Source organism: Parabacteroides sp. ASF519, from assembly GCF_000364265.2.
GTDB classification, from domain to species: domain Bacteria; phylum Bacteroidota; class Bacteroidia; order Bacteroidales; family Tannerellaceae; genus Parabacteroides; species Parabacteroides goldsteinii.
Map to the genome: position 1 here is coordinate 2,856,436 of NZ_AQFV02000006.1, position 21,017 is coordinate 2,877,452.

The window sequence follows — 21,017 nt, forward strand, 5'->3', positions numbered from 1 at the left end:
TGATTTAAAAATTTAGAATAATATTTTAGATCTCCAAAAATAACAACCATTAACTTTTATTTTCTCTATAATAGGTCTTTGACCATCTTCAAAGTAATATTCAGTTTCTAACATCATATTTTCTTCCAATGTTTTAGTACAGAATCTTTCCCATTCTTGTTTTAGTAATATATAGAACCAATCGAATATTTCATCGTCAAAATATCCATTTTTTGAAAACTCTTTTTGAACGAAAGGAGATGTCTTATACTTTTCATTAGAAAGAAGTTGAGTATTATTAGGGTTTAAACCTAGTTGCCTGAATTGAACAGCACCAAAAGTCGGATTATTGATCTTTGCAACCAAATAATCATTTTCTTTCATTTGAGAAAGTATATTACTTATTGTTACAAAAAGCAAGAAGGCTATCAAAAATATTTTATTCATATTGTCAATCTTCTCTTTTTTTGTTTGTGACTGTGATAAGTAAAGTATCAACTCTTAGATACATAGTGTTATTTTTGTTTATGACTGTAAAAGTTGCAGATTTCCCTTCAACTGTACCAGACATAACAGATTTTTCTTTTGAAGCTTCAATAGCATTATCTATCTTAAAAACTATTTCAGTTTCAATACTTGGCATTTGAATTGATATTTCCATTGTGGGTTTATCCATCTTTACATAAGCATTTTCTGCAATAAGTTCAGTCTTCCCACCTTTAGTCGCATAGACATAGGGGATTTTTGCAACTTGAGCATTCAATACAAAAGAAGAAAATAAAATTATTAAAATCAGAATCACTCTCATATTCTTATTATGGTTTAATTGAATAATTATCATATCTATCCCATTCTCCATGTTTGGTTGTCGTACAGGAATATACTCCCCCTATTAAACAACAAACCAACATTACTACCCATAAAAATAGTTTTGCTTCAAATTTCTTTATGTACTTTCCGAATCCAAATAAGGTAACTCCAGCAATAAAGCCAATTAAATATATTATTATCATATTAGTATTGTATTAGAAATAAATAAAATAGTGATCATATTCCAAAGGATCTTTCTCGATCTTTTTGTAAGACATACCATAAAATTGACCTAATTTTTCCATCATTTCAAACATTTTTGTTGTAGGTTTGACTATACGAACTGCAATAAGTTTGTAATCAGTTTCTTTATCCAAGTAGAAATGTAAGTCTTTATGTCCTAATTGTGTGTTTTGAAAATAAAAGATTTTCATATATGAACAGGTAAATGGCAATGTACTACAATCTGTTACATTACTTTCCATTGGCATATATGGAATTTTGAATCGGTTACAGATACTTACGATCTGACTAAGTAAAGCATTTGTTTGTGCATTCATAACAAATTAAATTTTCTCCTCCCTGTTCCCTCTGGAAAGATTATAAAATAAAAGGTGTGGGAACTGTATTTGCTTTATCCTATTGACTGGCTTCTCGCATTGCCTGTAGTATGGATAAAGCAACAGCAACCCACACCAGTTTCGTATATAGTTACCCTCACGGGTAAGTTTAATACAAATGATGCGGGTGCTATTGCTATCACCTTCATACTACTTTCAAATTTTGCGAGAATTTGTCAATAGAAGATAATTTCAATAACACCTTTCGTTAAACATATGTCCTCTCATACTATGTCCTATCGCTTTAGGTGCATGAGATTGCCACAAATGTACGAAAAGCGTTTTGCTTTTTTATAGTTGAGACAGAAATATTTTCCATTTAAAAGGATAGACTATCATAAGCCTGCAATATTTCTTCCTGTCTCAATCCTAAATACCGCTTTGTGATCGCTACACTGGAATGATTAAACAATTCCATCAACTTAACTAAAGCCAATTCAGCATTCTCTGAATTTTGATTGTACACCTGCCTACCAAATGTTTTCCGTAGGCTGTGACAACTGAAATTCTGAACTTTCAATTTGTATTTGGCTTTAATCTCCTTTAGAATTACATTTATTCTCTGTACTGTGTAGATAGTTCCTTTCTGTGATACAAATACAGGAGCATTAATATTAATTGGAACGATACCTTTAAAACAGTCTGTAATATGACGTTTCAATTGTGCGTTAATCCTTATCGTTCTCAACTTATCTGTTTTCTTCTCTTTTATGGTAAACTCGTCTACATTCAGAATTTGTGACCATCTAAGAGATAGAATATCAGAAATTCGTAATCCCCAGAAACAGCCAATTGCTATTAACAAAGACATTTTATAATCCTTATCATGAAGTAACCTTCTAACTAGATTTGTCATTTCATCCCATTGCATATAATCCGCTGTAGTAATACTATACTTTAAACTCATAATATTCAGTTTTAATTGATTATCAATAAAAGTGATTGTTTTTGCTTCTCTCTTTTTCTTATTAAATGGTAACTAATTGAAAATCAAAAGAACATTCACTTCTATAATAAGTGAACATTCTTTTTGATCTTAATCGTGTCTAAATCTTTTCATGGATTCATAAATTACCAATAGAATCAGGAACGCAGGAACTAAAGGAGTAAAAACAACGGCAGCTAAGTATATACTTAATGCCATTAGGATAAGATACACCATTGACATATACCCTCCCTTTTAAATAATGTGTCCTTCATCTGCATAACTGTAATATGATTCATCTGTTATGATAAGATGGTCATGTAGATGAATATCCAGAAGTTTTGTGACTTCTTTCACTCTTTGCGTCAATTGGTCATCCGCTAGACTTGGTTTTAAATGACCAGACGGATGATTATGAGCAAGTATAATACCAAAAGCGTTTCCTAATATCGCAGCTTGCATAATAAGATGTAAGTCAGCAGATGTTTCGTTTATTCCACCTTCTGAAATAGAACAAATACCTAAGACCTTCTTCGCTCTGTTCAATAAAAGCATTTTTAAACTCTCTCTATACTGTATCGTTTCTGTATCGAATACTGATAATAGTAGTTTGTATGCTTTTTCAGATGATTGTACTTGCTCTCTTTCAGAGGCTTTAATCTTTGATTTGTAAGTAAGTTTCACCTCACAGACTTTTAATTTTTCTTCCATTGTAGTATGATTTTTGAATTTGTATTTGCGTGATAGTGTTTTTCTTCAATTTTATATAGCCTGTATATCAAGTATCAAACCATGTAAATGAAGAAAGCCAGATAAATAGCTAACTGTATCAAAAAGGATTAGGCTAGAAATCTCTTTCTCCTAAAAGATAATTTCAATACCAATTAACACTGGTGATACCAGAGAGATAGAAATCGTTTTTGTGTACTGCATTGTGCGAAACAATTTAGTTTTCTTTTAGTGATGGGTAGGGGGAATAAGTTATACAGCACTCTAGCGCGTATAACATATATGAGTTAAGGGTTGAGGCTAATTTTAAAGCTGTAAGTATCTCTTACATTCATAATCCAGATTGAAGAGGATTCATTTTTTTACCATCTGCAAATTTTGTACTTTTGTATATCCTACAATAGAAACAGATACCGATTCTCTATAATTTCAAGAAATATCCCCAGATATAACATTTCTCACTAAACAGTTATCTCAAAAATGGTATTGTATATACGGACTAATCATCTATACCCTAATAGATTGGCTTGCAAAAAATCATTGAATTTAAGTAGCTCTCAATATGAAAAAATGATGGAGTTGGGTATTTTGATCCCAATAAATAAAGAAGATTTAAACTTGAAGTATGATAAAAAGGCGGTTTAATTTTTTCCATAGGGTAGTTTACTTTTTTCACTCCCTTACTAATTACTTACAAACTAAATACTTAATAAAAGATTTCCCGCTTTCTGACGAAAGTGGAAATATCTATCTCGCAGATACGATTTATTTTTATTTTATTCATGTTCCTGATGAATTATCGCATAATCTCAAAGGATTCACTTTTAAAATTGACTCATAAAGAGGCTTTTGTATTCTGTTGTATTGTCCTGAATACGGATTTGGAAAACGACGGAAAGATATACATCTCCCATATAAAAGAAGAAACATTGGCAAAGATGGCTGAATGCACTTCAAGAACAATTGTTACTTATATCAAGAAGTTTAAACAATTGGGATTGCTAGATATAAAAACAGAAAAGATAAAAGGGGAATTGGGTGTTTTTGATAGAAATACCTATTCAATCAAAATACCAGATTCAAATCTAGGTGAAAATTGGTTTCGTTTGAACTATGATTTTTTGAAAGAAGAAATTTCTAGTGACATGAAAGGATTCTTGCTTTTGCTAAAATGTTTGGGAATCAATGGTAGCAATACGGTTTTGTATAGTTTGGACAAAATAGGAAAGCAAAAATTGCTCCATGTGGGTTTGAATAAAATCAAGGAATTAACTCGCTTAGGTATCTCTTTACAGGTAATAAGCAAAGCTAAAACGGGATATGTCATAACGGATAAGTTTATTTATGAAGATCTCCCAGAGCAAAAAGCGGATTCTCCAACAGAACAACTTCTGGTTGATTATTACAACAGGATTGTATCTTACTGTAAGAGACAGGAAATGAAACCACCAAAGTATGATAAAGAGTTGATGAAAATTATTTTTAATAACTGTCCCAATTTTGAATTTTTCGTTGATAAAATGAATAATCGTAATTATCCAAAGGAAAAAATAAGCAATCTCATGTACTTCATAAAGACTTTAAATTTTGATATACCAGAATCAAATGAAAAAGCTAAAGACGATTGTATTATAATGACTTAAATCTCTTTGTATTAAATATTTCAACTTAATTGCAAATTGTGTGTGTAATGGATGTTTTGAGAGATCAAGGCATCCATTTTGTGTTTATAGAAGGTTATATCTTTTAAGATAAATCTACATATAATAATGTATAAAGTATTACAAATCGGATATCATTTTATCAATAACTTCTTTTACGGCTGGCAGGTTATTTTTCATTACATCAAAAACAACTTCCGCATCAATGTCAAAATAATGGTGAGCAATAATATCTCTCATCCCCATTACACCTTTCCAATCTATCTCTGAGTAGTTGGATAATAGCTGTTTATTGGTTTCTTTATCAATTCGCTTAACGCTTTCACCTATGGCTATCAGTAACATACAAATACTTTCCATTCTTTCAACACCGCTAGGGGTATTTAAAAAATCATCTGGAGAGAGTATCGTTTGTGATCTTTCCAATATTCTACCAACAGCTATTTCTATCTTTTGTAAAGACGAACGAAGCAATTCCTTATCACACATAAATACCCTCCTTCTCAATCCTGTTTCTCAAAAAGGAATCCATGTGATCACGTAATCGGACAATATCAACATTACAGCCAAATAAAGCTTGCAAATCTTCTTTTATATGCACTAAAGCGAACATATTGGGCTTTGAGGTTTCCAAATAAACATCCACATCGCTGTCTTCCGTTTGCTCGCCTCTGGCAACAGAACCGAATATTCCCATACGGATAATGCTGTATTTGGAAGCATTCTTCGTCATATAATCCCGTAATAGATTTATGTATTCAGTTGTTGATTTCATCTTTTTTTATTTGTTTGCAACAAAGATACACATTCATGTGGCAAAATCAAACGACAGAAGGTTAAACCATTTAAAGAGAATACACCAGATTAAAGTTGGCATTTCTTCTTTAAATGGTTAACATTAAGCACACATGAAAAAAGGAAACCAGCTATCACTTGATAACGAGTGTCCTTTTTCTCCTGAAAGAGCAATTTATTCTCATTTTCTGGTAGTGGTACTTTTTTGCATGATTCTAGTATTTATATAGGGAGCATCCAGTTTTGTACCAACTCTAAACGAAAATATTTCAGCGTGTATTTATACGGTTTTGTAGAGTTGGTAGACGTGGCATGATAGTATTTCTCAATTGTATTGAGGTTTACTGTTGTTCCAATATCTAGCCTGTTGTAGATAAGTTGAACTTTATCCCGTATTTCTTCTTTTGAAGTTGGAATATTAAGGATTGGATCAAACTCTATCCATATATCGTTTACAACAGGTTGAGAGAATTGATATTGTTCATCATAGTGTTTGATTGCAGATTCAATTTTGCTTTTCGTATAACCAATCTCATCAAGCCTCTGTTTACCTAGTTTGTGATAAGCACGTATCATTAACTCTGAATCTTTTTGTGCTTTTATCATTTCTATTGCTGGGGTACAATCAAAATTAGGATTTTCTTGTTTCTCTTTATTCAGGTTATCTAGTAGCTGAATGATTAAACGACGTTTGTTGATCTCGCTTTGAGGTTGTTTGAGTAATAACAAATCGTCTTTCTTAAAAGCCTCAATTCTGAGGGCATAGTTTACATTAAAATACCGTGTCTCTTCATAAGCCTGTTTCAGTGATTCAGCAGATTGATAATAGCCTTTTACTCTTTCCTCATTATAAAAGTTATCAACAGACATGTAATTGACATTTCCATCCTCATCCAGAAGTTCTGCATATTTGACAGCATTTTTATCTTTATTGATTGATTGCTTTACAAATTTATTTGTAGCTTGTTCCTCTTGGTGTTTTAATGAATTATAGGTTTTTTCATGTTGAACTAATACCTGTTTTGCTGTATCTTCATCCATCGCTTGAATCTCACTATTAATGGTAGTAATATGGGTGAAGGATTTATATCTGTGACCATCTTCAAACTCATTGCGGAAACGTCCTTGTATCTGGATTGCTTCTGTGAATGGATCAATCATTGTATAATAAGCCTCTTTCAGATTTGTTAATAACAGAATATCAGCTTTTATTGATAACATGATGTCTATTGCAGAATAAAAGCGGCAAGTAAAGAAGTTGTATTTTGCGAAAGGATAAATCATATTCTCACTCATGTTGGAAAAATTACACTCTTTTAATTTGTTGACACTTTGTTGAGAACAAAAGACTTTTGATTCATTTTCAATCCCCAATGTATTAATGATACGATTGATACCATTTGTAGAGTTAAGGAATATACAAACACATTCACTTGTCTGATATTGCTCAAATTGTTCATGAATAATTTTGTCGTAATTATTAGTTACAATCAAATTCAGATCGACTTTGTAGTCAAAATTTGGTGTGATTTTTATTATCTTGAAATTTTGACGCTCCAACTCTGGATGTCGCATTTTTAATGGGGTCGCTGATACCATTGCTTTGTTGTTGAATTGGAAAAAGTCATTGACTGGCTGTGAAATACGTTTTCTGTAATCAACATCTTGAATAAACTTCTCACATTCATCCATTAAGCAGAAGAAGTCTGTATACAGATTTACACCAACATGTTCTGCTGCCTTCTTGATCTTTTTGTAACTTTCTGGTGTACAAAGTAATTTTTTATATTGAACATTTGAACTCAGATATTTTTTGATTCTTGCTTCTGTGCATTTGGCATAAACAGCCAAAGGTTGTAAGTTCTTATGTTCATCCGTCTTTTGCTGGATAACAGGAACATTTGGTTCTATAATGATTGAATGTCTATGTGAGTGTAACTCTCCGTATGTTGCACCAATACCCGTCAATGTCTTATCTAATACCACATTTGAAGGGATATTATTGTATTGGATTCTTTTTAATGCAGAGAATAGTTTTTCTCCTTTCTTTATTATCGCTCTGATGATCTTCATAGAATGATTTTATTTTAAGTACCTTTTATGCTTTTATTAGATAGATGGTGCATTTTATGCTCTTTTGAGGTTATATATAGGGAGCACTAAAAAACGTACCAAAGTCGAAAAAACAGAGCTTATCTGTCACCTAAGCTCTATATTGAGGTATTTGGTTAAGCAACCTTTTTTAAGAGTTCAATAAACTGATTGCCTGTATTTACACTCTTGATTTTTTTCTGAAAATCATTCAATTTCCCAATTTCTTTCAGTGCGCCAAAAGCTCTATCTTCATTCGTTGAAATCGCGTATGAGTTGAAGCCTTCAATGTAGTAGCGTTTCGTGATTTGTGCAACTTCCATTCCTGCAGCCTTGCAGAGGGTAATAAATTTATCTCCACGATCTTTGTTAAATTCTGTTCCCTTAGGAAATTCGATATCTTCACCCCTCAACGCTTTGTTCAGTAGAGTTGTAGAAAGTTTCTTCCCTAAATAAATCAAAGCTGCTGTTGATGGGTTGAAGCCTTCCCCTACCTTTTCAGAAATGGTAATGAGTGCTTCTTCTTTCGAAGTCAATCCTACAACTGCTATTTTATCTTTGTAGTCCCAGCTTTTAGCAGCGTCATTTATCTCTATCAGATATTCTCCAATATTCTCTTTATCACGAATATGGACATTCGGTATTTCATATTCTTCACCAGCCTGAATCAATTTGGCGAATGCTGTACTTCTGTGCTGTCCATCCAGAATAACATAATAATTAGCTGCTTCCGTTTTGTTAATTACATTTCCATTCGCATCGACAACTGTGTATTCATTTTCAAGAATCTTTTCAGCTTCTGCTACAATGATTGGATAAGCATATTCATATTTGTTCTGTGCAATAATGTAGATAAACTTATCAACTCGCTTTGTATCTATTGGTCTGTTGTGTTTTACGAAAGCAATTTTCTTAGACTCTTTTTGGGTTTCTCCAGCTTTTACGACACAGAAAGTAACATAATCTTCTGTTGCTTTAGATTGGATCGCTTTTTCCGTTGGTGTATTTAATGCTGCCTCAAGTTCTGCTTTCATTTTATTAACGGATTGTTGTTGCGCTTCAATTACTGTTGCATCTGCATTTCTTTTTACCAACTGGTTCAATACGCTTTCTTCTTTCTTCACTAAGTTTCTAATTTCTGCTAAAGTTGCCATAATCTTTAATTTTTTATTTGTTAAACAATTACTGCAATCGTAAACTTGAGGCCTCTCATTCTTGATTACGCTGCAAAGAAACTGTTTTTACAGGTGAAAATTATATGGTTTTACCTATACAAATAGAGGTATTTGGGGATAGATTCTTTAGGTCGCTGAAATAGATTTGGTTAAATATTTTGATGATTATATGGTTACCAGTAATAATTTGTATTATTGTTTGACGATTTCTTGAAAGTTGTATTGAGAAGGGTACCCCATTTGGGGTAAATCCTTTTTTTCTCATAATAGATATAGATGTACGTAAGCTGTCTACATTGTTTCTTGTATCAAATTTACTAAACATCCCTAATATATCCAGATAGTTTTTGATGAACTCACACTGCTGATTTGTGATTGTTCCTGTTTTCGTTGAGGCGATACTGGAATGTTGCAGTATATTGAATGTGCCCATCGTCATAATGTTGAAAGCAGGATCATCAAACTTTCTACCAGACTTTTTACCATAGGTGAATTTAAGTTCATTTTGTGCTTCTTCCAGATCGTTTACTCCTAAGTATATATCCAGATAGTCCTCTAACAGAGTTGTCAACCATGCTTCCGAATTGGGTATTGTAACAGAACTGTTGGGGCTTTTGATCTGCAAATTGGTTAATTTGCTTGTTTTCAGAAATTCATACAGTTGTAACATTTCTGGACGCACGTATTTGGCATAAGCCAAAGAATCATAGCTATTTTCAATATCATCAGACTGCATAAAATGATTGTGAGTATATTTATCATAGATAGCAGCCATCTAAAGAAGTATATTCACCACGTCATTATCAATATCTTGTATTAAACCGAAATCATCAGCAAGTGTCAATATACTGTCTACTAGCTTGTCATTTGAAAGGGATATGTATAATGTGGAATCAGAATCAAATATAACATCTTGGTGGCTGATATATTCATCTTTCTTTTTAGGGGTATACCGTTCAATGTCGAATGCAGTTACTCCAATAGGCTCATACATGATAGAGCTTTCTCTTTTATATGGTGATAAGTCTTTACCTTCTGTGAAATCATCAAGTTTATATTTATGTACTTGATATAATGCTTCTACTTCATGACGCAACATATATCGGTTGAAACCATAGTATTTTATCATTAACGGTTCAACTCGTCTAAAGTCTGGTAGAATTATTGGAATGAGTGTTGTATTAGTAGCCATTGTTATTCAGTTTATGTATGTAAAAGTAAAAAATAATCTCACTTGCATTACTGCAAATGAGATTATTTTTATTTAAAGTAGGTTCTTCATCGCATCATCCATCTGATCATTGCCAAAGCTATCCAGATAAATTTGTATTACTCTCTCTGCGCTGTCTTATTCGTTGAAAATATTAGTAAGTTGATCCATTTGTTTAGCGATACTTTCATCCACAAGTTTTGCATAATGAGCAGTCATACGGGTATTTGTATGTCCTAACATTTTAGAAACAACTTCCAAAGAAATGTTATTTGCAAGAGTTACCGTACTTGCAAAGGTATGACGGCTTGTGTGATAGGTTATCCGCTTATTGATATTGCAAAGTATTGCAATGTCTTTCAGATACTTATTTATATCTGCTGGATCTTGGATAGGTAATAGTTTGTCACTGCCTTTATATTTCTCTAAAATCATTTTAGCCATTGGCAATAATGGGATTCTGGAAAGAACGCCTGTTTTGATCCTTCGTTTCTTAATCCAAATTCTTCCATTCTGATCTTTTTCAAAATGTGCGGTGGTGAGAGTTTTCACATCTATATAACTCAATCCAGTGAGACAGCCAAACAAAAACATATCTCTGGCTTTCTCCAATCGGGGTAAAGGGGTATCGAAATTGATAATTCTCCTGAGTTCTTCTTCGTCCAAAAAGTCAATTTCAACTGCTTCTCGTTCCACTTTGTATGTGGCAAAGGGATTGAAAGATATGTACGAATTTGCAACAGCCAGATTGATTATCTTCTTTAGTAGCTTCAAATGTTTTGTAGATGAGTTTTGGCACATGCCCTTATCTATCTTCAAAAATGAATGAAACGACTGTATGAAGTTTAAATTGAGTTCACGTAAATACATATCTTCTCTTTTGTATTTTTGTAGCATGAACTCTTTGAGCAATCTTACTGTATATTCAGAAATCCAATAAGTTGCTTTGGAAACTCCGTTATCGATTAATTTTTCTTGTTCCTTATTATGTTCTATAAAGACCTCAAATAAACTTTTCTCTTTCAGAGATTCGATCTTTTCTTGAAATGCCTCACATAGAAGTTTGGCGGTAATGATAAAACCTCTATCCAACAATTCCGCTTCTTTCTGATACAGTTTGGCTTTTACGGCTTTCAGATAGTTGTTGAGGCTTTTGGCTTCCTCATCTTTACCTTTTATTTGTTGTTTGGTCTTATCCCAAGATGTAGCTTTTACCTTTTTGCCAGTAGAAAAGCCACATCTTTCACCATTTACGGTAATCAATACTTCAATAATTGTAGTACCGTCTTTTCTAACTCTGTTTTCTCTTATAAAAAAGAGAACGGAAAATGAACTTCTAACCATTTGTTTAATCTTTAAAATTAGACATTTAGAAGTCTTTTGAATAATCTGTATAATGCTATGTGTTAGATTGTTATGTTAAAATTTGCAGCCATTTTTGGAAAAATGGAAAATGGCTGTGATTTGGCTGCAAAATATCTTCAATTTTACTCGTTTCAGAAAGGAAAAACGGTGAGTCTTTCTTATGGAAGAAAGAAGGTGATAGAAGAGATTTTGAGTATTTCCTATATACCAATCCCAATGCTTTGCAAAGAAGATTTGTTGTTTAAAGGAGTATTTGATTAGCAAGAAAGAAGAAGTGTATAAGATATTCCCATAAACAAAAAACTCCTGCAACCATAACGATTACAGGAGTTTATATATCAGTAATAATCTAATTACTTCTTCATAGCTTCCTCGATAGCAACAGCTACAGCAACAGTAGCACCTACCATCGGGTTGTTACCCATACCCAGGAATCCCATCATTTCTACGTGAGCAGGAACAGATGAAGAACCAGCGAACTGAGCGTCACCGTGCATACGGCCCATAGTGTCTGTCATGCCATAAGAAGCAGGACCGGCAGCCATATTATCCGGGTGCAGAGTACGGCCTGTACCACCACCTGAAGCAACAGAGAAATAGTTGTGACCGTTTTCCATACATTCTTTCTTGTATGTACCAGCTACCGGGTGCTGGAAACGAGTCGGGTTAGTTGAGTTACCTGTGATAGATACGTCAACACCTTCTGCACGCATTACAGCAACACCTTCACGAACGTCGTCGCAACCGTAGCATTTTACTTTTGAGCGGAGACCTGTAGAATACGGAGTTTCTTTGATCACGTTCAAAGCACCTGTAGCATAGTCGAACTGAGTCTGAACATAAGTAAAGCCGTTGATACGAGAAATGATCATAGCAGCATCTTTACCCAGACCGTTCAGGATAACGCGAAGCGGTTCTTTACGTACTTTGTTTGCCATTTCAGCGATCTTGATAGCACCTTCAGCAGCAGCAAAAGATTCGTGACCAGCTAAAAAAGCGAAACATTTTGTTTCTTCGCGAAGCAGACGTGCACCCAGATTACCGTGGCCGATACCTACTTTACGGTCGTCAGCAACAGAACCTTTGATACAGAATGCCTGCAGACCGATACCGATAGCTTCGGCAGCGTCAGCAGCGCTTGTGCAACCTTTCTTGATAGCGATGGCAGCACCTACAACGTAAGCCCAACATGCATTTTCGAAACAGATAGGTTGAGTTTCCTTACACATTGTATAAGGATCGATACCTTTAGCGTCGCAGATAGCTTTTGCATCTTCGATACCGTTGATACCATATTCTTTTAAAACCGCGTTGATAGTATCAATACGACGGTCATAACTTTCAAATAAAGCCATATTATTTTTACTTTTTTAAATTCTTATTTACCAGGAATAAAGATATTAGAAAGTTGAAAACAAGCACACCGCCGCAACAGGCCATATAGAATGCCATCCAAGGACGGTCCGGCTTCATGACGAAGTAGGTGATTACCGTCGCGATAACAGTCAGAATGATCAGCCCGGTCAGGGCGCGTGTCAGTGTTTTCTTATTCATTACGAGGATCGATATATTTTACAGCTTCTTTGAAACGACCGTAAGAACCTTTAGCTTTTTCCAGAGCTTCGTTAGCATCGATGCCTTTCTTTACCATTTCCATGAATTTACCCAGGTGGATGAATTCATATCCGATTACCTGATCGTCAGCATCCAATGCCATACGAGTACAGTAACCTTCAGCCATTTCCAGGTAACGGGTACCTTTGGCTAATGTACCGAACATGGTACCAACCTGGCTACGCAGACCTTTACCTAAGTCTTCCAGACCGGCTCCGACAGGCAGACCGCCTTCAGAGAAAGCAGACTGTGTACGTCCGTAAACAATCTGCAGGAATAATTCGCGCATAGCTGTGTTGATAGCGTCGCAAACAAGGTCAGTGTTCAATGCTTCCAGAAGTGTTTTGCCCGGAAGGATTTCTGATGCCATCGCAGCAGAGTGAGTCATACCAGAACAACCGATAGTTTCTACCAGCGCTTCCTGAATGATTCCTTCCTTTACGTTCAGTGTCAGTTTACATGCACCTTGCTGAGGAGCACACCAACCCACACCATGAGTCAAACCTGAGATGTCAGTGATCTGAGTAGATCTAACCCATTTTCCTTCTTCAGGAATCGGAGCACAAGGATGGTTGGCTCCCTTCTTTACAACACACATGTGTTGAACTTCATGTGAATAAATCATAATCGCTAATTTATTATATTAAAGTGATAATAAAACTTTATGCTAATTTCTATGTAATATCGCTTTCTTTAAAAACCGCACAAAGATAAAATTTTTAATCCAGCCATGCAAGACGCTAAGTTCGTTATTTATCGGTTGGCTGAATATTCAGTTCGGAGCCATTCAGCAAGATGCGGTGAGTGACAGGTCCTATCTTTTTCATCATTGCCGAAACACCGCAGTACTCTTGCGACAATCGGATTGCTTTTTCAATCCGGGCACTTTCCTCTGCCTTACCGGTTACGTGGAAAGTGATGAAGAATGCTGAATAAAGCATCGGCACGGTATCGGTTGTTTCTGCTTTGACGTCGATAGATAGTTTTTCAAAACCGATTCGCATCTTCTTGAATAGAGAGATCACATTGACCCCGCTGCATCCGGCCAGGGCGACCAGCATCAAGGCTTTCGGGCGGACACCGGAACCGGTGCCGCCGTCTTCTTTGCTGGTATCGATTGTCACCGTATGACCATCCATCTGGGTTTCAAAGGTCGAATCCTTTTTCCAGTCGAGAGTGATTTGGGCAGACATATCGTTCTCTTTTATTTTTTAAGTGCTTCCTGTAGTTTGGCATCTATCTCTTCACCATGGATATTCTTGGCGATGATCGTGCCGTCTTTATCGACCAGTACGGTATGAGGAATGCTGTTGACACCATATAAAGCAGCACCGGCATTCTGCCATCCTTTCAGGTCGGAAAGCTGTGTCCAGATAATATTCAGGTCTTTTACGCCTTTTGCCCAGGCTTCGGGTTTGCTGTCCAAAGAGATACCGACGATTTCGAATCCTTTATTCTTATATTGTTTATATAATTCGACCAGATGCGGCATTTCTTTGCGGCAAGGAGGACACCAGGAAGCCCAGAAGTCGATAAGGACAACTTTACCGTTACCGACGAACTCAGACAATTGATGTACTTCGCCTTTCGGATCAGCCATTTCGAAATCAGTAAACTTTTTGCCGACGGCTACGTTTTTCAGAACTTCCAGGTGGCTGATCATTTTGTCGATATTCGGCTGTGCCTTAAAGGTTGAGTCGGCTTTCGACAGTATTTCGTTCTGCTGCTCTTCACTCAGGTTGTAACGGTTTTCGTATAAATATTTGGCAGACATTTTCTGGTCCATATGAGCCAAAATATAATTGCATACGGCTTTGGTTATTTTGTCGCTGATTTCATCATATTTCTTTTCAGCCGCAGCCGCAATTGCTTTGTCTTCGGAACGGATCTCATCCCCGAGTTTTCCCATTTCGTCAATGAAAGGCTTGAGACTATCTTTCATTGCTTTTTCTGCATCGTTGGCCGGGGTACCGGTTACGATTGACAAGGTATCCAGGTTGATAGTGAGTTTGCCGTTTTCAAGTGTAAACGTTGTCTTGAACGGAGTTGCCATACCGCGTTCAGTCTTGACAACGTCGGGCGAAAACTGAATGATCGTAATTTGCGATTCATTCTGGGTACCTTTGAATTTGAATGCATTGTTTTCTACCAGCGCACTGTCGAAAGGTAAAACGTCCGGTTTTCCGTATTCATAAAGATATACGTAGTTTCCGTTCAGATCGGCGTTTGAAACTGTACCGGTTATTTCGTAACCCGGTTTTTCGCTGCAAGCTGCAAGAAGCAGGGCGGAGGCAGCCAATGGAAGATACTTTTTCATATATTATATGTGTTAAAACGATGTCATCACCTTGTGATTCGCGAAGTTATCGCTTTATTAATTATAGTTTATTTCTTTAGGCTTAAAAAGTTCTAATATTACCGAAAAGATGGATTATATTTGTTGCCTGATCGATATACCGGGGGTTACCGGCAGTTATCGGGAGATTATTCTACAAATATTAATACTATGATTCGGACCAATAATAACAAACGGACAATGCTACGGCTTTTATGTATGAAATTGATGATACTCTGCTTGTTTTTGCTTTGTGCTTTACCTGGCGGGGAGGCGTCGGTTTCGCTGCATAAAGCAAATATCGACCTGTCGAATAATGCAATTATCGATATATATCAGGATGATCGCGGTTATATGTGGATCGGAACTTACGATGGCCTGAACCTGTTCAACGGGAGAAATACCTATGTCTATCGTTTTGAACCGGATAATAAGAATACCCTTTGCAGTAACATTATCAATAAAATTTCAGACGGTGGTCCCGGGTATCTCTGGGTGTCTACTTCGATGGGACTGAACCGGTTTTCGCTGAAAGACCGTAAAGTGACCGAATCATATCCTGAATATCCTGAATGTCTTCTTATAGCAACGGATTCTTTAGAAAATACCCTGGTTGTCAGCCGGAAGAATTTTATATCCTGCCATACTTCCCGTACAGCTTCCTTTCAGGACATTTATACGCGGGACATAACACCGGAAACAGCAAGGCTGTTATTTGCAGGCGAGCAAGGATGTTTTTATCTTCTCTCGTCAGACGGGGTTTTGAAGCAACTCATTCCGGATTATTCGAAACTGCCTTTTACGATAAAGACAAAGGAAAACAAGATACATGATAAACCGATAGAACAGGCTTTTTATGAAGAGGGCGTTCTTTATTATGTCGATGCCGATAATAAACTGTACCGGTACCGGACGGAGGAGAACAAAGAAACATACTTGTCTGATCTTTCCGGATGGATGGAAAAATATGGTAAGGTAGCCCGTGTAGTCTCTTTTCAGTCGAAACTGTATCTGGTGTTCAGGAACGGCCTGTTGCTTGATCCTGATAAACCGGAAGAAGCTATCGATCTGAATATCGGTGTCTTTAGTATGTTTAAAGACAAGAAACAACAAATACTCTGGATTGGTACGGATGGACAGGGACTCAGAATGTTGTACGATAAATATGAACGTTTTGACGGATTGGCGTTGGAAGATTTACCTTTTGTAATGCTCAATCCGGTTCGTTCCGTTTATACGGATGAAGATAAGACACTATGGTTCGGAACGAAAGGGGATGGCTTTGTTCGTATAAAAGAGTATGATTCCTATGCAAAAGGGGAGATCCCGCTAGACCGGATCGCCCGTTATACAACGGCAGACGGCCTGTCTAACAACCGGGTCTATTGCTTTTTCAAAAGCCTGTATCATCCCCTGGTGTGGATTGGTACAGACGGCCCCGGCCTTTCTTATTATTCTTATGAGGATGAGAAAGTCCATACGCTTCCCAGCAAGATAGATACCCGGATAAGATATGTTCATTCTATCTGTGAGATAAACGATTCGACGCTTTGGATGGCAACGACGGGCGACGGGTTGATCGAGGTTGTTCTGGAACGGGATAAATCTGGTCTGACGGTTAAGTATCTTCAGTCTTACCTGCTGGAAAAGGACGGAAAGATATGTAACGAATTTTATTCTATGTATTATGACGGAAAATCCACCCTGTATCTGGGAAGCCGCGGAGGATATGGGATGGCACGTTTCGACCTGCTCACGAGGCAGTATGATTTTATGTCGATGAACAATTCGGCTAACCAGGCGATCGGTGATGTCCTTAGTCTGTGTTATAGCAGCGATTCGACCTTTTACCTGGGAGCCAGTTCCGGTATGACGCGGATGAAATGCGATCAGGCGGGGACGTGTGAATTTTGGCAGTACGACAGGAGTGACGGCATCAGCAACGATATGATTCATGGCATATTGGAGGATAAAGATAAATGTATCTGGTTGAGCTCCAATAAGGGACTAACCAAATATAACCCGCATAATAACTTTTTCCATAATTATGGGAGCCAGGAACTGATGGTTACGGAGTTTTCCGACGACGCTTACTGGAAATGCCCTTATACCGGACGTCTGTTTTTCGGGGGCGTCGATGGGCTGGTATGGATCGACCCGCAAAACGACCGGCAGGAAAGCTATAGTCCCGACCTGCATTTCTTTGAGTTGAAGATGGGAGACGAAACTATCAGTCTTTACGATTATGCGGATGCGAATCCCGGCCCTGTAACAATTCCTCCGGACGTTTCGACTTTTACCATTTCATTTGTTGCCACCGACTATATTCATGGTGACAATTATGAGTATTCTTATCTGTTGCAAGATTATAATACGGCCTGGACGGAATTACAAAAGAGCAATGAAATATCGTTTACTAAGCTGCCTTACGGAAACTATACCCTGAAAGTCCGTTATAAAAACGATGTTTACGATTCCAATGCGCGGGAATATCTTTTACCGTTGAAAATACTTCCTCCCTGGTATCTCAGTACCTGGGCGATAGCGGTCTATATTTTTCTGGCCATCCTCTTTGCAGGCGTGCTGGTTTATTGGATCAACCGGCGTATCGCTGAAAAACAACAACAGGTGGCCCGTAAAATCCATGAAGAACAGAAAGAAAAGCTGTACGAAGCCAAACTGAACTTCTTTGCCAATATCACCCACGAACTTTGTACCCCGCTGACTTTAATCAACGGAGTAGGGGACTATATTCAAACCTATGCCGAAAATACTTCCGACAACAAACTGAAAAGGTATATCCGCATATTGAGGGATAACGTAGCGAGCCTGAATGAACTGATTCAGGAAATCCTGGATTTCCGTAAGATAGAAGAGGCCGGGCTGAATTATTTCAGTATCAGGCGCATCTCTGTTCCGGATATTATCCGCAGGCAATACGAGTCATTTACCCCTATAGCCGAGCAGAATGGGATAAAATTCGTGTTGTCTCTTCCGGATCAGCTTTACTGGAATACAGACCCTACCGGATTAAAGAAGATATTGGTCAATCTGATTTCCAACGCTTTTAAATACTCGGATGAAGCCGGAGAAATACGTATTTCGGCTACTACGGAAAATGAGTCCTTGATAATCCGTGTCTATAATTCGGGCAAAGGAATATCCGAAACAGACCTGAAGACTATTTTTGACCGTTACCGTATATTGGGCGACCTGGAGGGAAACAATTATACGCAAACAACGTCGAGGAACGGACTGGGATTGTTTATCTGTCATAGTATCGTACAATCTCTGCATGGCACGATAGAGGTGAAAAGTGAAGAAGGCCGGTTTGCCGAATTTATTGTCCGCTTGCCACACCTGGAAGCCGAGGAGGAGGAAGCCGAACCGGAAAATGAGGAACCGGAAACGGTGCCTGTCCTTTCGTCTCCCATCGATGAAACCGGATTGCCGGGAATTGTCTCTCCGGAGAATAAACCCTGTGTCCTGGTGGTGGACGATCATAAGGATATTGTCTGGTTGATTAAGGAATCTTTATCTGAGGCTTATACGATAGTGGAGGCTTACGGTGTGGAAGAGGCGATCCGTTTGATGGAAAAACAAACGCCGGCCCTGATTATTACGGATATTATGATGCCGGAGATCGACGGGATGGAATTGATCAGCCGTGTGAAATCGGATAAGTTTACCCGCCATATTCCGTTGATAGTCGTTTCTGCCAGAATATCGGAACACGACCAGGCGGAAGGGCTCGACCTGGGGGCAGATGCCTACCTGACCAAGCCGTTTTCTGCGGTGGTGCTCCGCTCCGTAGTCAACCGGCTGATGACGAGTAAAAAAGAACTGAAAGATTATTACTATTCACCGGAGAGCGCCTACGAACAATCCGGCGGACAGCTGATTCATCAGGAAGATAAAGAATTTATGGATGCCGTAACTGCCATTATCCGGGAAAATCTCGATAAGGAAACCCTGCGTCTGGAGCTGATAGCCGAAAAGATGGGCATGAATACCCGGTCGCTTTACCGCCGTTTCAAGAAGATATCTCCGCTCACTCCTTCCGATTTTATCAAGGATTACCGGTTTAATTATGCTGCGCAGTTATTGGTGACGACTAATCTGAGCGTACAGGAAATTATCTATAAAGTCGGCATTTCGAACAGGTCTTATTTCTACCGGGAATTTGCTGCCAAATATAATCAGACGCCTACCGAGTACCGCAATAAGCAAAAAGTAAAACTTCCGGGGAGATAAAAGCGATTCCGCCAGGAATATGTAAAACTTCCGGTGGAAAGTACTGATTTCAACCATTATCCCGTGAGTGTTCTGATTTGCCAAAAGAGTGTCATAATGTGCCGGGTGCATATTGTGACACTCTTTTGGTATTCCAGTAGTAATGCGGGAAAAGAACAATCCGGTAATATTGCATTCAGATTTGTGAAACCCGATAATGCTTTTTAATATGAATACAGAATGATTTGAGCAATGAATAGAAACACTTCGCTTGATTGGCATTTGAGGCGGGAGTGTATCAGGGAGTTGTTTTATACTTTGGATAGTGAATACTTTATTGTTTTAATTTTATGAAGTTGTGTTGCATTAATATATTTGTAATTGTAGTTGGTAGTTTTTTGCTTTCAGCATGTCGGGAAAATATTTCGGTGAATGTACCTGAATTGTCGGATGGGGACCCGACAACTTGTTATACAGGAACCCGGAAACTGAATCGGATTGTTTTTGATCCTCAATACAGTATTCCTATCCAAAGTTATAAAATCTATTCATCAGGCGAATCACCTGTACATGACCCGGCAAGCTGGGTACTGAAAGGCTCCTACGACGGAAAGAACTGGGTGGTGGTAGACGAACGGAATGACCAGCGCTTCTGTTCACGTTACCAGGAAATCCTTTGTCCGATAACCAATCCTTCCAATTATAAACAATATATGCTGGAAGCCGAAACGGCAGGCAGTGATACGCTGGTGATCGGCGATGTCTTGTTTTCCGAAAAGAACCTGGTTACGGACTGGGAAGATTTCAGATATCCCGCAGTAGACTTTGAAGTACTGGCTCCGGAAACAAAAGGTGCAGCGATCTATGCAGATCTTGTACAAGATCCGGATACCTACCTGAAATATCATGCCCGCAAAGTGGCGGAAATCCTTTTCTATACGGCAAAAGATACTATGAATGATGTTCAGACCATTCATTATACATTGAAGGATTATGATGGCGTTTCTGCCAAATCCGGGAATCCTCCGGCTATTTATATCGAATACAGTACCCGCCATATCGAGAAGTCGGCGAACGAATCGCTTTACAAGCTCGACTTTGAAACACGCGGTGTCTTATATCATGAGCTGGTCCATGCGTACCAGTTCGAACCGAAAGGGATTGGTTCATACTCGACGAATAAAGAATTTTGGGCCTGTATAGAAGGAATGGCGGATGCCGTGCGGGCAGAGTCCGGGTTTTTCGATATGAGTACCCGTAAGCCGGGTGGTAACTGGATGGATGGTTACCGTACGACCGGTTTCTTTATCCAGTGGTTGAAAACAAAAGACCCGGATGCCATACGTAAATTCCATTTGACCGTCCGCGATCTGGATGTGTGGAGTTTCGACAAGGCGATCAAGTGTATTTTCGGCGAAGAATCCGGTATTGAAAGCATGTGGAATGAATACCAGGCGTTTCTGACAAAAGAATAA

General features: G+C 37.7%; 21 protein-coding genes. 4 read left to right on the plus strand and 17 right to left on the minus strand.

Annotated features, from left to right (window positions below):
* Positions 1-12: 12 nt before the first annotated feature.
* From C825_RS11200 to C825_RS11220, 5 genes are all read right to left on the minus strand, one after another.
* Entirely contained in the window at positions 13-426 is a 414-nt protein-coding gene (locus C825_RS11200; protein ID WP_010802515.1) for a hypothetical protein, read from the minus strand.
* 4 nt (positions 427-430) lie between these two features.
* Positions 431-787, minus strand: a complete 357-nt coding sequence (locus C825_RS11205) for a hypothetical protein (RefSeq protein WP_010802516.1) — start codon at positions 785-787, stop codon at positions 431-433.
* A 217-nt stretch (positions 788-1,004) separates the two neighbouring features.
* Positions 1,005-1,349: a hypothetical protein gene (locus C825_RS11210; protein WP_010802518.1), complete on the minus strand. Its 345-nt coding sequence runs from the start codon at positions 1,347-1,349 to the stop codon at positions 1,005-1,007.
* Between the two features lie 379 nt (positions 1,350-1,728).
* Positions 1,729-2,316 (minus strand): tyrosine-type recombinase/integrase, encoded by a 588-nt coding sequence (locus C825_RS11215; protein ID WP_010802519.1) that lies wholly within the window; start codon positions 2,314-2,316, stop codon positions 1,729-1,731.
* Between the two features lie 273 nt (positions 2,317-2,589).
* Positions 2,590-3,045, minus strand: coding sequence for a JAB domain-containing protein (locus tag C825_RS11220; RefSeq protein WP_010802521.1), 456 nt, complete (start codon positions 3,043-3,045; stop codon positions 2,590-2,592).
* Between the two features lie 947 nt (positions 3,046-3,992).
* Between C825_RS11220 and C825_RS11225 the strand changes: the two genes are divergently transcribed.
* Positions 3,993-4,706, plus strand: coding sequence for a hypothetical protein (locus C825_RS11225; protein WP_147452896.1), 714 nt, complete (start codon positions 3,993-3,995; stop codon positions 4,704-4,706).
* 138 nt (positions 4,707-4,844) lie between these two features.
* On the opposite strand, the gene C825_RS11230 is transcribed toward C825_RS11225, so the two are convergent.
* The 7 genes from C825_RS11230 to C825_RS11260 form a co-directional block, all read right to left on the minus strand.
* The gene (locus C825_RS11230) at positions 4,845-5,213 is read right to left on the minus strand and encodes a HepT-like ribonuclease domain-containing protein (RefSeq protein ID WP_010802525.1); all 369 of its coding nucleotides are present in this window, start codon (positions 5,211-5,213) and stop codon (positions 4,845-4,847) included.
* A complete protein-coding gene (locus C825_RS11235; protein ID WP_010802526.1) occupies positions 5,206-5,499 on the minus strand; it encodes a nucleotidyltransferase family protein in 294 nt (97 codons plus the stop codon). Before C825_RS11235 ends, C825_RS11230 begins: the two co-directional genes overlap by 8 nt.
* 242 nt (positions 5,500-5,741) lie before the next feature.
* Positions 5,742-7,592, minus strand: coding sequence for a hypothetical protein (locus tag C825_RS11240; protein WP_010802527.1), 1,851 nt, complete (start codon positions 7,590-7,592; stop codon positions 5,742-5,744).
* Positions 7,593-7,747: 155 nt separating this feature from the next.
* The gene (locus C825_RS11245) at positions 7,748-8,764 is read right to left on the minus strand and encodes a ParB N-terminal domain-containing protein (RefSeq protein ID WP_010802528.1); all 1,017 of its coding nucleotides are present in this window, start codon (positions 8,762-8,764) and stop codon (positions 7,748-7,750) included.
* 100 nt (positions 8,765-8,864) lie between these two features.
* Positions 8,865-9,560 carry a hypothetical protein gene (locus C825_RS11250; protein WP_250690582.1) on the minus strand — a complete coding sequence of 232 codons (696 nt, stop codon included), beginning with the start codon at positions 9,558-9,560 and terminating at the stop codon, positions 8,865-8,867.
* Entirely contained in the window at positions 9,561-9,977 is a 417-nt protein-coding gene (locus C825_RS11255; protein WP_010802530.1) for a hypothetical protein, read from the minus strand.
* 156 nt (positions 9,978-10,133) lie between these two features.
* Entirely contained in the window at positions 10,134-11,339 is a 1,206-nt protein-coding gene (locus tag C825_RS11260; RefSeq protein WP_010802531.1) for a site-specific integrase, read from the minus strand.
* A gap of 72 nt (positions 11,340-11,411) precedes the next feature.
* Here C825_RS11260 and C825_RS11265 point away from each other — a divergent pair, with 72 nt between their 5' ends.
* Positions 11,412-11,621, plus strand: coding sequence for a hypothetical protein (locus C825_RS11265; protein ID WP_044214746.1), 210 nt, complete (start codon positions 11,412-11,414; stop codon positions 11,619-11,621).
* Positions 11,622-11,713: 92 nt separating this feature from the next.
* Here C825_RS11265 and C825_RS11270 read toward each other — a convergent pair whose 3' ends face one another.
* From C825_RS11270 to C825_RS11290, 5 genes are all read right to left on the minus strand, one after another.
* Entirely contained in the window at positions 11,714-12,715 is a 1,002-nt protein-coding gene (locus C825_RS11270; RefSeq protein WP_010802532.1) for a GGGtGRT protein, read from the minus strand.
* Positions 12,716-12,722: 7 nt separating this feature from the next.
* Positions 12,723-12,914 carry a hypothetical protein gene (locus tag C825_RS11275; protein WP_010802533.1) on the minus strand — a complete coding sequence of 64 codons (192 nt, stop codon included), beginning with the start codon at positions 12,912-12,914 and terminating at the stop codon, positions 12,723-12,725.
* Positions 12,907-13,599 (minus strand): iron-sulfur cluster assembly scaffold protein, encoded by a 693-nt coding sequence (locus C825_RS11280; RefSeq protein ID WP_007658684.1) that lies wholly within the window; start codon positions 13,597-13,599, stop codon positions 12,907-12,909. The genes C825_RS11275 and C825_RS11280 overlap by 8 nt, the downstream gene beginning before the upstream one ends.
* A gap of 124 nt (positions 13,600-13,723) precedes the next feature.
* On the minus strand, positions 13,724-14,167 hold the full coding sequence (locus C825_RS11285) for an OsmC family protein (protein WP_007658683.1): 444 nt from the start codon (positions 14,165-14,167) through the stop codon (positions 13,724-13,726).
* Positions 14,168-14,178: 11 nt separating this feature from the next.
* Entirely contained in the window at positions 14,179-15,291 is a 1,113-nt protein-coding gene (locus tag C825_RS11290) for a TlpA disulfide reductase family protein (protein ID WP_010802534.1), read from the minus strand.
* A 219-nt stretch (positions 15,292-15,510) separates the two neighbouring features.
* Here C825_RS11290 and C825_RS11295 point away from each other — a divergent pair, with 219 nt between their 5' ends.
* A complete protein-coding gene (locus C825_RS11295; RefSeq protein ID WP_010802535.1) occupies positions 15,511-19,563 on the plus strand; it encodes a hybrid sensor histidine kinase/response regulator transcription factor in 4,053 nt (1,350 codons plus the stop codon).
* A gap of 329 nt (positions 19,564-19,892) precedes the next feature.
* Positions 19,893-21,017 (plus strand): basic secretory protein-like protein, encoded by a 1,125-nt coding sequence (locus C825_RS11300; RefSeq protein ID WP_010802536.1) that lies wholly within the window; start codon positions 19,893-19,895, stop codon positions 21,015-21,017.

Bases quoted from the DNA above. Each gene is read 5' to 3' on its own strand.
- C825_RS11200 (WP_010802515.1), bottom strand. From the start codon at position 426: ATGAATAAAATATTTTTGATAGCCTTCTTGCTTTTTGTAACAATAAGT.
- C825_RS11205 (WP_010802516.1), bottom strand. From the start codon at position 787: ATGAGAGTGATTCTGATTTTAATAATTTTATTTTCTTCTTTTGTATTG.
- C825_RS11210 (WP_010802518.1), bottom strand. From the start codon at position 1,349: ATGAATGCACAAACAAATGCTTTACTTAGTCAGATCGTAAGTATCTGT.
- C825_RS11215 (WP_010802519.1), bottom strand. From the start codon at position 2,316: ATGAGTTTAAAGTATAGTATTACTACAGCGGATTATATGCAATGGGAT.
- C825_RS11220 (WP_010802521.1), bottom strand. From the start codon at position 3,045: ATGGAAGAAAAATTAAAAGTCTGTGAGGTGAAACTTACTTACAAATCA.
- C825_RS11230 (WP_010802525.1), bottom strand. From the start codon at position 5,213: ATGTGTGATAAGGAATTGCTTCGTTCGTCTTTACAAAAGATAGAAATA.
- C825_RS11235 (WP_010802526.1), bottom strand. From the start codon at position 5,499: ATGAAATCAACAACTGAATACATAAATCTATTACGGGATTATATGACG.
- C825_RS11240 (WP_010802527.1), bottom strand. From the start codon at position 7,592: ATGAAGATCATCAGAGCGATAATAAAGAAAGGAGAAAAACTATTCTCT.
- C825_RS11245 (WP_010802528.1), bottom strand. From the start codon at position 8,764: ATGGCAACTTTAGCAGAAATTAGAAACTTAGTGAAGAAAGAAGAAAGC.
- C825_RS11250 (WP_250690582.1), bottom strand. From the start codon at position 9,560: ATGGCTGCTATCTATGATAAATATACTCACAATCATTTTATGCAGTCT.
- C825_RS11255 (WP_010802530.1), bottom strand. From the start codon at position 9,977: ATGGCTACTAATACAACACTCATTCCAATAATTCTACCAGACTTTAGA.
- C825_RS11260 (WP_010802531.1), bottom strand. From the start codon at position 11,339: ATGGTTAGAAGTTCATTTTCCGTTCTCTTTTTTATAAGAGAAAACAGA.
- C825_RS11265 (WP_044214746.1), top strand. From the start codon at position 11,412: ATGTTAAAATTTGCAGCCATTTTTGGAAAAATGGAAAATGGCTGTGAT.
- C825_RS11270 (WP_010802532.1), bottom strand. From the start codon at position 12,715: ATGGCTTTATTTGAAAGTTATGACCGTCGTATTGATACTATCAACGCG.
- C825_RS11275 (WP_010802533.1), bottom strand. From the start codon at position 12,914: ATGAATAAGAAAACACTGACACGCGCCCTGACCGGGCTGATCATTCTG.
- C825_RS11280 (WP_007658684.1), bottom strand. From the start codon at position 13,599: ATGATTTATTCACATGAAGTTCAACACATGTGTGTTGTAAAGAAGGGA.
- C825_RS11285 (WP_007658683.1), bottom strand. From the start codon at position 14,167: ATGTCTGCCCAAATCACTCTCGACTGGAAAAAGGATTCGACCTTTGAA.
- C825_RS11290 (WP_010802534.1), bottom strand. From the start codon at position 15,291: ATGAAAAAGTATCTTCCATTGGCTGCCTCCGCCCTGCTTCTTGCAGCT.
- C825_RS11295 (WP_010802535.1), top strand. From the start codon at position 15,511: ATGCTACGGCTTTTATGTATGAAATTGATGATACTCTGCTTGTTTTTG.
- C825_RS11300 (WP_010802536.1), top strand. From the start codon at position 19,893: ATGAAGTTGTGTTGCATTAATATATTTGTAATTGTAGTTGGTAGTTTT.